The 12,496-nt window shown below is 70.4% G+C and carries 11 protein-coding genes; 8 read left to right on the forward strand and 3 right to left on the reverse strand.

What is annotated here, in order from left to right; all coding sequences use genetic code 11:
- Both ACE3Q8_RS00005 and ACE3Q8_RS00010 read right to left on the reverse strand, forming a co-directional pair.
- Positions 1–385 (reverse strand): hypothetical protein (locus ACE3Q8_RS00005; RefSeq protein ID WP_374467712.1); only part of this gene is annotated, 385 nt, incomplete at its 3' end.
- Positions 386–475: 90 nt separating this feature from the next.
- Positions 476–1,705: a hypothetical protein gene (locus ACE3Q8_RS00010; RefSeq protein WP_374467714.1), complete on the reverse strand. Its 1,230-nt coding sequence runs from the start codon at positions 1,703–1,705 to the stop codon at positions 476–478.
- A gap of 119 nt (positions 1,706–1,824) precedes the next feature.
- Between ACE3Q8_RS00010 and ACE3Q8_RS00015 the strand changes: the two genes are divergently transcribed.
- Positions 1,825–2,367 (forward strand): GNAT family N-acetyltransferase, encoded by a 543-nt coding sequence (locus tag ACE3Q8_RS00015; protein WP_374467716.1) that lies wholly within the window; start codon positions 1,825–1,827, stop codon positions 2,365–2,367.
- On the opposite strand, the gene ACE3Q8_RS00020 is transcribed toward ACE3Q8_RS00015, so the two are convergent.
- Positions 2,364–3,140 (reverse strand): LytTR family DNA-binding domain-containing protein, encoded by a 777-nt coding sequence (locus tag ACE3Q8_RS00020; protein WP_374467718.1) that lies wholly within the window; start codon positions 3,138–3,140, stop codon positions 2,364–2,366. The genes ACE3Q8_RS00015 and ACE3Q8_RS00020 overlap by 4 nt on opposite strands.
- A 155-nt stretch (positions 3,141–3,295) precedes the next feature.
- Between ACE3Q8_RS00020 and ACE3Q8_RS00025 the strand changes: the two genes are divergently transcribed.
- From ACE3Q8_RS00025 to ACE3Q8_RS00055, 7 genes are all read left to right on the forward strand, one after another.
- Entirely contained in the window at positions 3,296–3,844 is a 549-nt protein-coding gene (locus ACE3Q8_RS00025) for a DUF2306 domain-containing protein (protein WP_374467720.1), read from the forward strand.
- Between the two features lie 191 nt (positions 3,845–4,035).
- Positions 4,036–5,235, forward strand: coding sequence for an ADP-forming succinate--CoA ligase subunit beta (sucC, locus tag ACE3Q8_RS00030; protein WP_374467722.1), 1,200 nt, complete (start codon positions 4,036–4,038; stop codon positions 5,233–5,235).
- A gap of 5 nt (positions 5,236–5,240) precedes the next feature.
- Complete coding sequence (gene sucD, locus ACE3Q8_RS00035) at positions 5,241–6,119, forward strand: succinate--CoA ligase subunit alpha (protein WP_374467724.1); 879 nt, start codon at positions 5,241–5,243, stop codon at positions 6,117–6,119.
- An 84-nt stretch (positions 6,120–6,203) separates the two neighbouring features.
- Positions 6,204–9,155 (forward strand): 2-oxoglutarate dehydrogenase E1 component, encoded by a 2,952-nt coding sequence (locus ACE3Q8_RS00040; RefSeq protein WP_374467726.1) that lies wholly within the window; start codon positions 6,204–6,206, stop codon positions 9,153–9,155.
- Positions 9,156–9,221: 66 nt separating this feature from the next.
- Positions 9,222–10,505 (forward strand): 2-oxoglutarate dehydrogenase complex dihydrolipoyllysine-residue succinyltransferase, encoded by a 1,284-nt coding sequence (gene odhB / locus ACE3Q8_RS00045; protein WP_374467728.1) that lies wholly within the window; start codon positions 9,222–9,224, stop codon positions 10,503–10,505.
- Positions 10,506–10,605: 100 nt separating this feature from the next.
- Positions 10,606–12,003, forward strand: a complete 1,398-nt coding sequence (lpdA, locus tag ACE3Q8_RS00050) for a dihydrolipoyl dehydrogenase (RefSeq protein ID WP_374467730.1) — start codon at positions 10,606–10,608, stop codon at positions 12,001–12,003.
- Positions 11,985–12,449, forward strand: a complete 465-nt coding sequence (locus ACE3Q8_RS00055; RefSeq protein ID WP_374467732.1) for an N-acetyltransferase family protein — start codon at positions 11,985–11,987, stop codon at positions 12,447–12,449. Before lpdA ends, ACE3Q8_RS00055 begins: the two co-directional genes overlap by 19 nt.
- Positions 12,450–12,496 lie beyond the last annotated feature (47 nt).

Below are 12,496 nucleotides of genomic sequence, written 5' to 3' on the forward strand. Positions count from 1 at the left end.
CCGGCGCCGCGGGGGCGGCGCGGGCCAGCTCGGGCGGCAGCACCTCTAGCGGGCCGTCGGAGCGCGGGGGCGGCGCGGGCTCCGGGCGGGCGACCTCCACCGGCACCGCCGGCGCCGGAACGTCCTCGGCCCGGGCGGTCACCGCCGCCATGGGCCGGCGCGCTTCCCGGTCCTCGCCGAGCTGCGGCCGCGCCCACAGGCCGAACACCAGGCCGAGCCCCACGGCCCCGGCGAGGCCGCCCAGCATCAGGTTGCGTCGGCGCGTGGGTCCGCCCGGGGGCGGCGCGGCGGGCGAGGGCGGGGGCGGCGCGGCTCGGCCGGAGTGGCCGGCGAAGCCGTTGTAGGCGCCTCCCGTCCAGGATTCCCCGATCGGATCCTTCGGCATGGCGTGTCGATCTCCAGCGCGTCCCTCGCGCCGGAGCTAACCCGCTCGCCCCCTGCGCCGTTGCAACGGCGAAGCCTCGGGCCGCCCGGCTCAGTACTCGCCGCGGGCGTCGCGGGTCTGGTCGTTCAGCTCGGCGATGCGGGCCTCGTAGACGTCGCGCACCGCCCACGGCGCCTCGCGGGCGGCCTGGGCGCGGGCGGTGAGCCACCGCTGCTGCTGGCGGGCGAGCTGGGCGGCGGAGACGCCGGCCGCCTCGGCCTGGCGGTAGGCCCGCGCGAGCTGACGTTCGGCGGCGCCCAGCGCCGGGTCGGCGCAGACCAGGGCCGCCCCCGGATCGCTCGAGGCGCAGCGGTTCGAGGCCTTGCGGATCGGATTGTCTGGCGTCGGCTTCGGAAGCTTCGGCTTCGGCTTGGCGGCGGGGGCCGCGGCCGGCTTGGCCTTCAGCGCCGCCTTCTCGACCTTCGGCTTCACCGTCTTCGGTTTCTCGGCCCGGGCTTTCTCGGCGCGCGCCTTGCGGGCCTCGGCGAGCTTCGCCTGCGACTTGGCGGCGGCGTCCTTCGCGGGCTTCGGGGCCACCTTGGCGAGCGCCCGGGACAGGCGGCTGGGCGCCTTGGCGGTCTCGACCTTGGGCCTGGCCTTGGCGACCTTGGCGGCGGGCGTCTTCGCAATCCGGTCCTTCCGCTCGGTCTTCGGCTTGGCCTTCCGCGTCTCCGGTTCGGCGCGGGCGACCTTGCGGGCCGGCTCCGTCGGCGTCTTCGCCTTCGCCTTTTCGGCGCGGGCGGCCTTGGCCGGGGAGGGCTCGGCCTTGCGGACCTCGGCCTTGCGGACCTCGGCCCTGGCGGTCTCGGGTTTGCGCGGCTCCGGCTTGCGGGGCTCAGCCGGTTTGGGCGCAGGCCGCACCGGGGCGGGCGCTGGCTCCGCCGCCACGGCGATCGGCTCCACCGCCTGCACGCGCACCAGGCCGGCGGGCGGGCGCATGGGCGCCATGGGGACCGTTTCGGCGGGCGGCGCGGACGGCAGGATCGGCGCCGTGGCCCGCCCGGTCGTCGCCGGCAGCACCTCGATCGGCGCGCCCACCGGGGCGGGCCCATCGTCGACCACGATCTCCAGCGTGCGGGCGGTCTTCGGCGCCTCGGCCACCTTGGCCGGCCGGGGTTGCAGGGCGCGGCGCTCGTCGTCGTGCGGCCTCGCCCACAGTCCCGCGCCGACACCGAGCGCGCAGGCGCCCACCACCCCGGCCAGCAGCACGGGACGGCTGAGGCCGCCGCCGGCCGCCACCAGCGGCTGAAGCTTCAGGTCTTCGGACGGGTCTTGCGCCATCGGGCCCACCTTCTTCAGGTCCAGCCCTCGAAAGCCGAGGCGACAGGCCGCCAGCCGCGCCCACGGCTGTGCTAAACCCCACCCCGACTTCTCTCCCGCCGCCACAATGAGGCCACGAGATGACTTCGCCAACGCCCGTGCTTGAGACAGATCGCCTCATACTCCGTCCGCCGACGGCCGAGGACGTGGCGCCGTGGACGGAGTTCCTCGCCGACGCCGAGGCCCAGCGGTTCCTTGGCGGGGCCCAGCCGCCGCCGCTCGCCTGGCGGCAGATCTGCACCATGACCGGCGCGTGGACGATCCGCGGCTATTCCATGTTCTCGGTGATCGAGAAGGCCACCGGCCGCTGGGTCGGGCGGCTTGGGCCGTGGCGGCCGGAGGGCTGGCCCGGGACCGAGGTGGGCTGGGGCCTGGTCCGCGAGGCCTGGGGCAAGGGCTACGCCACCGAGGGGGCGACGGCGGCCATTGACTGGGCGTTCGACACCTTGGGCTGGGAGGAGGTGATCCACACCATCGAGCCCGCCAACGTGAACTCCACGAACGTGGCCGAACGGCTCGGCTCGACCATCCTGCGCCAGGCGGTGCTGCCGGCGCCGCTGAACCTGCCCGTGGACGTCTGGGGCCAGAGCCGGGCCCAGTGGCTGGCGCGCCGCGGGCGCTAGATCCAACCCTTCGCGCGCAGCTCGCCGGCGTAGGTGCGGCTCACCGGGACCTCGGCGCCGTCCTTCAGCTTCAGCGTCGCGCGGCCGTCGCCGCGGCGGGCTTCGACGATGGCGTCGCGAGCCACCCACCAGGAGCGGTGCACCTGCATGCCCTCGATGCCCTCCAGCTCGGCCACCGCGTCGGCCAGTCGCAGCAGGATCAGGTCCTGCCCCTTGGATGTGTGGAGCCGCAGGTAGTGGTCCTCGGCCTCCACCGCCCAGACCTCGGCGCCGCGCAGCTTCAGCGGCAGGCGCTCGAGGAACTTCGGCGGGGCGGGCGCAGCCGCGGCCGCGGCCGCCGCGGCCCGGGCGCGGGGGCCTTCGATCAGCACGTTCAGCGCCGTCATGATCAGCGAGACCACCAGCACCGGCACGAACAGCAGGGGCAGGTCGGCCAGCCCCATGGCGGAGCGCAGCAGCAGCCGTGAGGCGGCGAACACCACCAGGGTGAAGGGCGCGGCGATGACCACCGCCGCCAGGCCGGCGTTCGGCCACAGGCCGCGCTTCGCCCGCGAGGCCTCGCTGAAGAAGAACCGCGCGACGATCCCGCCCCAGGCGGCCCCGAGGACCATCAGCGACATCCAGTAGGTGAGGCGCACCAGGAACGACGCGTGGCCCGAGCCGAAGGCGCCCGACAGCGTCAGGAACAGCCCGGCGGCCAGCGCAATGCTGAAACTGCGCAGCCAGTCCCGGCCCCTGTCGAAGGGGGTGAGCCGCGAGACCAGCGCGTTCACGGCGCGGTCCACGAAGCGTGAACGGCCGCCGGTTGCGGTTGGCGAAGGCGCGGCGTCATCCGGCGTAACGGCGCTCGTGCATCGACCCGGCAGCCCCCACTGATCGGCCCAACGAAACGGGCCGGTCGGGCGGCCCGCAGGATCGGAGATAGATCATGTCGCAGATTTCGGAAACGCAGGCCAAGCGCCGCATGGGGTTCGCGCCGCGGATGCTGGCCAGCACGGCGGCCGCCGCGGCCATCGTCGGCCTGGCGCTCGGCCCCGCCTGGACCCGGCTGGGGGACATCGCCGCCCGGGCCCAGTTCCATGGGCCGGACCCGGAGGTCTGGGCCAGGCTTTCGCCGGCGATCCGGGTGCACCTGCTGGCGGCCCTGGCCGCGCTCGGCCTGGGGGCTGTGCTGATGGCGGCGCGAAAGGGCCGGCGCTTCCACCGCCTGGCCGGCTGGGGGTGGGTGGCCCTGGTGGCGGTCACCGCGCTCTCCAGCCTGTTCATCACCAGCCTGAACCGCGGCGGCTGGTCGATCCTGCACCTCTTCACCGGCTGGACCCTGATCGCCCTGCCGCTGGCGGTGGTCGCCGCCCGCCGCCATCGGGTCGTTCGCCACCGCCGGACCATGATGGGCCTGTTCTACGGCGGCTTCGCGCTGAACCTTTTCGTGGCGATGATCCCCGGCCGGGCGCTCTGGGCTCTGCTGTTCGGCTGACCCGGGATAGAGGAGGTCTATGGCTTGACCATGAGCCGCTCGATGCTCCGGCCCGAGCGCGGCGCCCACGTGCTCACCCTGCGGAAAACAGGCCGTTTTTGACGCCCTCACGCGGTTGTCATTGGGGAGGGGGGCGCCTATAACCGCGCCCACTCGCCGCCCCGGGCGAGGCGTCACAGCCCCACGGCCTCATGAACATCCACGAACACCAAGCCAAAGCCGTCCTCGCTGAGTTCGGCGTCGCGGTTCCGCGCGGTTATCCGGCCTTCTCCGTCGACGAGGCGGTGCAGGCGGCCGAGAAGCTCGGCGGACCTGTCTTCGTCGTGAAGTCCCAGATCCACGCCGGCGGGCGCGGCAAGGGGCGGTTCGAGGGGCTCGGTCCCGACGCCAATGGCGGCGTGCGGGTGGTGAAGTCGGTGGACGACGTCCGGTCCAACGCCGAGGAGATGCTCGGCCGGGTGCTGGTGACCCACCAGACGGGGCCCAAGGGCAAGCAGGTGAACCGCCTCTACATCGAGGAAGGCGCCGCCATCGCCAAGGAATTCTACCTGTCGCTGCTGGTGGACCGCGAGACGAGCCGGGTCTCGGTCGTGGCCTCCACCGAGGGCGGCATGGACATCGAGGACGTGGCCCACGCCACGCCCGAGAAGATCGTCACCTTCTCCATCGACCCTGCCACCGGTGTCTGGCCGCACCACGGCCTGCGGCTCGCCAAGGCGCTCGGCCTCTCCGGCGACCTCGCTAAGCAGGCCCGGACCCTGCTGAACCAGCTCTACGAAGCCTTCCTCGCGAAGGACATGAGCATGCTCGAGATCAACCCGCTGATCGTCACCGCCGACGACCAGCTCCGGGTGCTCGACGCCAAGGTCAGCTTCGACTCCAACGCCCTGTTCCGCCACAAGGACATCCAGGCGCTGCGCGACGAGAGCGAGGAGGACCCGAAGGAGATCGAGGCCTCCAAGTACGACCTCAGCTACATCGCCCTGGACGGCGAGATCGGCTGCATGGTCAACGGCGCCGGCCTGGCCATGGCCACCATGGACATCATCAAGCTCTACGGCGCCGAGCCCGCGAACTTCCTCGACGTGGGCGGCGGCGCCAGCAAGGAGAAGGTCACGGCGGCCTTCAAGATCATCACCGCGGACCCGAACGTGAAGGGCATCCTGGTGAACATCTTCGGCGGCATCATGCGCTGCGACATCATCGCCGAGGGCGTGGTCGCCGCGGTGAAGGAAGTGGGCCTGAAGGTGCCGCTCGTCGTCCGCCTGGAAGGCACCAACGTCGAGCTCGGCAAGAAGATCATCAACGAGAGCGGCCTGAACGTGATCGCGGCCAACGACCTGTCGGACGGCGCGGAGAAGATCGTCAAGGCCGTGCGGGGGGCCGCGTAACCACCATGTCCATCCTCATCGGCAAAGAAACCCGCGTCATCTGCCAGGGCATCACCGGCGCCCAGGGCACCTTCCACACCGAGCAGGCGATCGCCTACGGGACCAAGATGGTCGGCGGCGTGACCCCAGGCAAAGGCGGCCAGACGCACATCGGCCTGCCGGTGTTCGACACCGTCGGCGAGGCGGTGCGCGAGACCGGCGCCGACGCCTCGGTGATCTACGTGCCGCCGCCGTTCGCGGCGGACTCGATCCTGGAGGCCATCGACGCGGAAGTCCCGCTGATCGTCTGCATCACCGAGGGCATCCCGGTGACCGACATGATCAAGGTGAAGCGGGCCCTGTCCGGCTCCAAGTCGCGCCTGATCGGCCCGAACTGCCCCGGGGTGCTGACCCCGGAAGCCTGCAAGATCGGCATCATGCCGGGCAACATCTTCAAGAAGGGCTCGGTGGGTGTTGTGTCGCGCTCCGGCACGCTTACCTACGAAGCCGTGTTCCAGACGTCTCAGGTGGGCCTCGGCCAGACGACCGCCGTCGGTATCGGCGGCGACCCCGTCAAGGGGACCGAGTTCATCGACGTGCTCCAGATGTTCCTGGAGGACCCCGAAACCGAGTCGATCATCATGATCGGCGAGATCGGCGGCTCGGCCGAAGAAGACGCGGCTGAATTCATCAAGAATTCAGCAATCAAGAAGCCTATGGTCGGCTTCATCGCGGGTCGTACGGCGCCTCCGGGCCGCCGCATGGGCCACGCGGGCGCGATCATCTCCGGCGGCAAGGGCGGGGCCGAGGACAAGATCGCCGCGATGGAGGCCGCGGGCATCCGCGTGTCGCCGTCTCCGGCGAAGCTTGGCGAAACCCTGCTCGAGGTGCTGAAGGGCGCCTGAGGCACATAGTTTTTCAGCGTATGGGCGGTCCGCGCTCGGCTCCTTGATCAGAAGCTCCGCGGGCCCGCCCGGGAAGCGGACGAAATGGCGGACGACGCAGGTCTGATCAACGAGGTGCTCGCCGAGACCTCCTTCCTCTACGGCGGCAACGCGGCCTTCGTGGAGGACCTCTACGCGAAATGGGCGGGCGACCCGGGCTCGGTGGAGCCGTCCTGGGCCGCCTTCTTCGCGTCCCTGTCCGACCGCGCCGACGAGGTGAAGCGGGCGACGCAGAAGCCCGCCTGGACCGCGCCGTCCGCGCCGCAGCCGCGTCCCGACTGGCTGTCCGCCATCGACGGCCTGTGGCCGGCGGTGGAGGCCAAGCTCGGCGCCAAGGTGGCCGAGAAGAAGCCCGCCGCCACCCAGGACGAGGTCCGCGCCGCGACCCTCGACAGCCTGCGGGCCATCATGATGATCCGCGCCTACCGGATGCGCGGCCATCTGAAGGCCAACCTGGATCCGCTCGGCATCGCCACCACGCCGGGCGACGCCTCCGAGCTCGACCCGGCCACCTACGGCTTCTCGGAAGCCGACTTCGACCGGCCGATCTTCCTCGACTACGTGCTGGGCCTCGAGACCGCGACGCTGCGCGAGATCCTCGAGATCCTGCGCCGCACCTACTGCGGCAACGTCGGCGTGCAGTACATGCACATCTCCGACCCGAAGGAGAAGGCCTGGCTGCAGGAGCGGATCGAGGGCCGCGACAAGGAGATCGCCTTCACCAAGGAAGGCAAGATCGCCATCCTCAAGAAGCTGATCGAGGCCCAGGGCTTCGAGCAGTTCCTGCACCGCCGCTTCCCCGGCACCAAGCGCTTCGGCCTCGACGGCGGCGAAGCCATGGTTCCGGCGCTGGAACAGATCATCAAGCGCGGCGGCGCGCTGGGCGTGAAGGACATCGTCGTGGGCATGCCGCACCGCGGGCGCCTGAACGTCCTCGCCGCCGTGATGGGCAAGCCCTACCACGTGATTTTCCACGAGTTCCAGGGCGGCTCCTCGGTGCCCTCCGACGTGGAAGGCTCCGGCGACGTGAAGTACCACCTTGGCGCCAGCTCGGACCGCGAGTTCGACCAGAACAGCGTCCACCTGTCGCTGACCGCCAACCCGTCGCACCTCGAGATCGTCAACCCGGTGGTGATCGGCAAGGCGCGCGCCAAGCAGGCCTTCACCCTGCGCGAGCAGCCGACCGCCGGCCGCGGCCACGTCCTGCCGCTGCTGCTGCACGGCGACGCCGCGTTCGCCGGCCAGGGCGTGGTGGCCGAGTGCTTCGCCCTGTCCGGCCTGAAGGGCTACGGCGTGGGCGGCACCATGCACTTCGTGGTGAACAACCAGATCGGCTTCACCACCAGCCCGAAGAACTCCCGCTCCTCGCCCTATCCGTCCGACGTGGCGCTGATGGTCGAGGCGCCGATCTTCCACGTGAACGGGGACGACCCCGAGGCCGTGGTCTTCGCCGCCAAGGTGGCCACCGAGTACCGGCAGCTCTTCGGCAAGGACGTCGTCATCGACATGTTCTGCTACCGCCGGTTCGGCCACAACGAGGGCGACGATCCGACGATGACGCAGCCCTTGATGTACGCGAAGATCAAGGACCATCCGTCGGTGCGCGACCTGTACGCCCGCCGTCTGGTGGCCGAGGGCGTGGTCGGTCAGGGCGAGGCCGACGCCTGGGTCGCCGAGTTCAACGACTTCCTCGATAAGGAATTCGACGCCGGCAAGACCTACAAGCCGAACAAGGCCGACTGGCTGGACGGCAAGTGGTCGGGCCTCAAGCTGCCCACCGCCGACGAGAAGCGCGTCACCGGCGTGCCGAAGCAGAAGCTGCTCGACCTCGGCCGCAAGATCACCTCGGTGCCGGAGCGGATCAGCATCCACAAGACCGTGGAGCGGGTCATCCAGGGCCGCCGCGACGCGATCGAGAGCGGCCAGGGGCTCGACTGGGCCACGGCCGAGCACATGGCCTTCGCCACTCTGCTCGACCAGGGCTACCCGGTGCGCCTGTCCGGCCAGGACAGCGTGCGCGGCACCTTCACCCAGCGCCACTCGGGCCTGATCGACCAGAAGAGCGAAGAGATCTACTTCCCGCTCCGCAACCTCGGGCCCAACCAGGCCCACTTCGAGGTCCTGGACTCGGCCCTTTCGGAAGAGGCGGTGCTCGGCTTCGAGTACGGCTTCTCGCTGACCGATCCGAACACCCTGACCATGTGGGAAGCCCAGTTCGGCGACTTCGTGAACGGCGCCCAGGTGGTCATCGACCAGTTCATCTCCTCGGGCGAGCGCAAGTGGCTGCGGATGAGCGGCCTCGTGATGCTGCTGCCGCACGGCTACGAGGGCCAGGGTCCGGAGCACTCCTCCGCCCGCCTCGAGCGGTTCCTGCAGCTCTGCGCCGAAGACAACATGCAGGTGCTGAACCCGTCGACGCCGGCCAACTACTTCCACGCCCTGCGCCGGCAGGTGCTGCGGGAGTTCCGTAAGCCGCTGATCGTGATGACGCCCAAGAGCCTGCTGCGCCACAAGCGCTGCGTCTCGAACCTCGCGGACCTCGCCGAGGGCACCAGCTTCCACCGCGTGATGCTGGACGGGGCCGAGGCCGGCTGCGACGTGGGCGGCGTCACCCTGAAGCCGGACGCCGAGATCAAGCGGGTCATCCTCTGCTCGGGCAAGGTCTACTACGACCTCGTGGAGCAGCGGGCGAAGACCGGCCGCGACGACGTCTACATCCTGCGCCTCGAGCAGTTCTATCCCTGGCCGCTGAAGTCGCTCTCCGCCGAGCTGAAGCGGTTCAAGAACGCCGAGCTGATGTGGGTCCAGGAAGAGCCGAAGAACATGGGCGGCTGGCAGTTCGTCGACCCGTGGCTGGAGCTCACCCTGGAGCGCCTGAACGTGAAGTCCAAGCGCGCCCGCTACGTCGGCCGCCCGGCCTCGGCGTCCACCGCCGCGGGCCTGATGAGCCGCCACCTCAAGGAACTCGAAGCCTTCCTCACCGAGGCCTTCGCTTAACGACCCCCTCGTCCCCTCACCGCACAACTTCCTGTTTGTGTTGAAGACCTAAGGAGCGCTCCGGCAATGGCCGACATCATGACCCCCGCCCTCGGCGAGTCCGTCACCGAGGCGACGGTGGCGCGCTGGACCAAGAAGGCCGGCGATGCGGTGCGCAAGGACGAGATCCTCGTGGAGCTCGAGACCGACAAGGTCAGCCTGGAAGTGGCCGCGCCCGCCGACGGGGTGCTGGAAAGCATCTCCGCCGACGAGGGCGCCACCGTCGAGCCGGGCGCCGTGCTCGGCCGCATCTCGGAAGGCGCCTCGGCCGCGAAGTCCGGAGGCCAGCCCTCCGTGACGCCGACCGCCGCCCCGACCTCCAGCCCGCCGCCGGTCCCGGCCGGCGAGCTGCAGCCGGAGGCCACCCCCGGCAAGGCCGCTCCGACCTCCGCGCCGGTGCCCGACATGGCGCCGTCGGCCAAGGCCAGGTCGGAAGCCGTGCTGGCCCCGTCGGCCCAGCGTATCGCCGCCGAGAACAACCTCGATCCGGCCGGCATCTCCGGCACCGGCAAGGACGGCCGCGTGACCAAGGGCGACGCGCTCGCGGCCCTGGAAGCCCGCGCCAAGGCTCCGGCCCCCGCGCCGGCCCCGTCCGCCCCGCGCGCCGTGCACGAGCGCGAGGAGCGGGTCCGCATGACCCGCCTGCGCCAGACCATCGCGCGCCGGCTGAAGGAAGCCCAGAACGCCGCGGCCATGCTTACCACCTTCAACGAGGTGGACATGACGAACGTCATGGCGCTGCGGAACCAGTACAAGGACGTCTTCGAGAAGAAGCACGGCGTGAAGCTCGGCTTCATGAGCTTCTTCGTCCGCGCGGTGATCTACGCCCTGAAGCAGGTGCCAGAGGTCAACGCGGAGATCGACGGCCAGGACATCATCTACAAGAACCACTACGACATCTCGGTCGCGGTGGGCACCGAGCGCGGCCTGGTCACCCCGGTGGTCCGCGACGCCGACCTGATGAGCCTGGCGGAGATCGAGAAGGAGATCGGCGCGCTCGGCAAGAAGGCCCGCGACGGCCAGCTCGCCCTCGAGGACCTGCAGGGCGGCACCTTCACCATCTCCAACGGCGGGGTCTACGGCTCGCTGATGTCGACGCCGATCCTCAACGCCCCGCAGTCGGGCATCCTGGGCATGCACAAGATCCAGGAGCGGCCGATGGTGGTGAACGGTCAGATCGTCGCCCGGCCGATGATGTACCTGGCCCTGAGCTACGACCACCGGATCGTCGACGGCAAGGGCGCGGTGACCTTCCTGGTCCACGTCAAGGAAGCCATCGAAGACCCGCAGCGCCTGCTGCTGGACGTCTAGCGCTCCCGAAGGGGGTGAGGCCCTCAGGCGGCCCGCCAAGCCTCGCCCCCCTGTCCGCAAACCTGTATCTGGGCCGCAGCAACTCCCAGGCAGGATACCCATGGCCCAGTACGACGTCGTCATCATCGGGGGCGGCCCCGGCGGCTACAACGCGGCGATCCGCGCCGGCCAGCTCGGCCTGAAGGCCGCCTGCGTGGAGATGCGCGGCACGCTGGGCGGCACCTGCCTGAACGTCGGCTGCATGCCGTCCAAGGCCCTGCTGCACGCCTCCGAGCTCTTCGACGCCGCCAACGGCGAGTTCGCCACCCTCGGCATCGAGGTGAAGCCCAAGCTGAACCTCGTGCAGATGATGAAGCAGAAGGCCGAGTCCGTGGCCGCGCTCACCAAGGGCATCGAGTTCCTGTTCAAGAAGAACAAGGTCGACTGGGTGAAGGGCAAGGGCCGCATCGCCGGCCCCGGCAAGGTCGAGGTCACCGGCGAGGACGGCGCGACCCAGATCCTGGACGCCAAAAACATCGTCATCGCCACCGGCTCGGAGCCCTCCGGCCTGCCGGGCGTGAGCGTCGACAACGACCGCATCGTCGACTCCACCGGCGCGCTGTCGCTACCGGAAGTGCCGAAGCACCTGGTGGTCATCGGCGCCGGCATCATTGGCCTGGAGCTGGGCTCTGTGTGGCGGCGTCTGGGCGCCAAGGTCACGGTCGTCGAGTTCCTCGACCGCATCTCGCCCGGGATGGACGCCGAGGTCGCCAAGACCTTCCAGCGCTCGCTGACCAAGCAGGGCATGGAGTTCAAGCTCGGCACGAAGGTGACTGGCGGCCAGGCCTCGAAGAAGGGCGTCACGCTCACCATGGAGCCGGTGGCCGGCGGCGCCGCCGAGACCCTGGAAGCCGACTACGTCCTGCTGGCCATCGGCCGCCGGCCCTACACCGAGGGCCTGGGCCTCGAGACCGTGGGCGTGGAGGCGGACAAGCGCGGCTTCATCCCCACCGACCACTTCCGCACCTCGGCCCAGGGCGTCTGGGCGATCGGCGACGTGATCCTCGGTCCCATGCTCGCCCACAAGGCGGAAGAGGACGCCGTGGCCTGCATCGAGATGATCGCCGGCAAGTACGGCCACGTGGACTACAACCTGGTCCCGAGCGTGGTCTACACCACGCCGGAGGTCGCCTGGGTCGGCAAGAACGAGGAAGAGCTGAAGGCCCAGGGCCGCGCCTACAAGGTCGGCAAGTTCCCGTTCACCGCCAACAGCCGCGCCAAGATCAACCACGAGACCGAGGGATTCGTGAAGGTGCTGGCCGACGCCCAGACCGACGAGATCCTGGGCGCCCACCTGATCGGCCCGCAGGTCTCGGAGATGGTCGGCGAATTCGCGGTCGCCATGACTTTCCGCGCGGCCTCCGAGGACGTGGCCCGCATCTGCCACCCGCACCCGACGCGGTCCGAGGCGCTGCGCCAGGCCTCCATGGGGGTCGAAGGTTGGACGATGCAGGCCTGACGCCGGGGCTGACGGTCCGGCCGGCCCGTCCCGACGAGCTGGCCGCCTGCGCAGACCTTTATGTGAAGGTCCTGCGCGAGACCTTCACCTGGCAGTCGCCCGACCGGCACCGCCGCGAGGACTTCCTCCGCGCCGCGCGCGAGGAGGAGATCTATGTGGCGCTGCTGGCCGGCCGCCTCGTCGGCCTGGCGGCCTTCTACCGGCCGCAGAACTTCCTGCATTCCCTCTATGTCACCGAGCGCGGCCTGGGCGTCGGCAAGGCGCTCCTCGACCACGTCAGCGCGGTCGCCGAGGGGCCGGTGTCACTGAAGGTCCAGGCCCCGAACCTCCGCGCCCAGGCCTTCTACGCCCGGGAGGGCTTCGTCTGCACCGAGCACGGCCGCGATCCGGGCTCGGACGTGAGCTGGCTCCGGCTCGAACGCCGGGGTGGCCGGAAGTTAACGTGACCCGCTGCGGTTGAGCGGGCATCCTGGCGACCCTCGGAAGAGGAGCC

It is taken from the genome of Phenylobacterium sp., assembly GCF_041913825.1.
GTDB lineage: Bacteria > Pseudomonadota > Alphaproteobacteria > Caulobacterales > Caulobacteraceae > Phenylobacterium.

Excerpts from the sequence above, each read along its gene's own strand:
- ACE3Q8_RS00010 (WP_374467714.1), bottom strand. The coding sequence starts at position 1,705 with ATGGCGCAAGACCCGTCCGAAGACCTGAAGCTTCAGCCGCTGGTGGCG.
- lpdA (WP_374467730.1), top strand. The coding sequence starts at position 10,606 with ATGGCCCAGTACGACGTCGTCATCATCGGGGGCGGCCCCGGCGGCTAC.
- ACE3Q8_RS00015 (WP_374467716.1), top strand. The coding sequence starts at position 1,825 with ATGACTTCGCCAACGCCCGTGCTTGAGACAGATCGCCTCATACTCCGT.
- ACE3Q8_RS00025 (WP_374467720.1), top strand. The coding sequence starts at position 3,296 with ATGTCGCAGATTTCGGAAACGCAGGCCAAGCGCCGCATGGGGTTCGCG.
- sucD (WP_374467724.1), top strand. The coding sequence starts at position 5,241 with ATGTCCATCCTCATCGGCAAAGAAACCCGCGTCATCTGCCAGGGCATC.
- ACE3Q8_RS00040 (WP_374467726.1), top strand. The coding sequence starts at position 6,204 with ATGGCGGACGACGCAGGTCTGATCAACGAGGTGCTCGCCGAGACCTCC.
- sucC (WP_374467722.1), top strand. The coding sequence starts at position 4,036 with ATGAACATCCACGAACACCAAGCCAAAGCCGTCCTCGCTGAGTTCGGC.
- odhB (WP_374467728.1), top strand. The coding sequence starts at position 9,222 with ATGGCCGACATCATGACCCCCGCCCTCGGCGAGTCCGTCACCGAGGCG.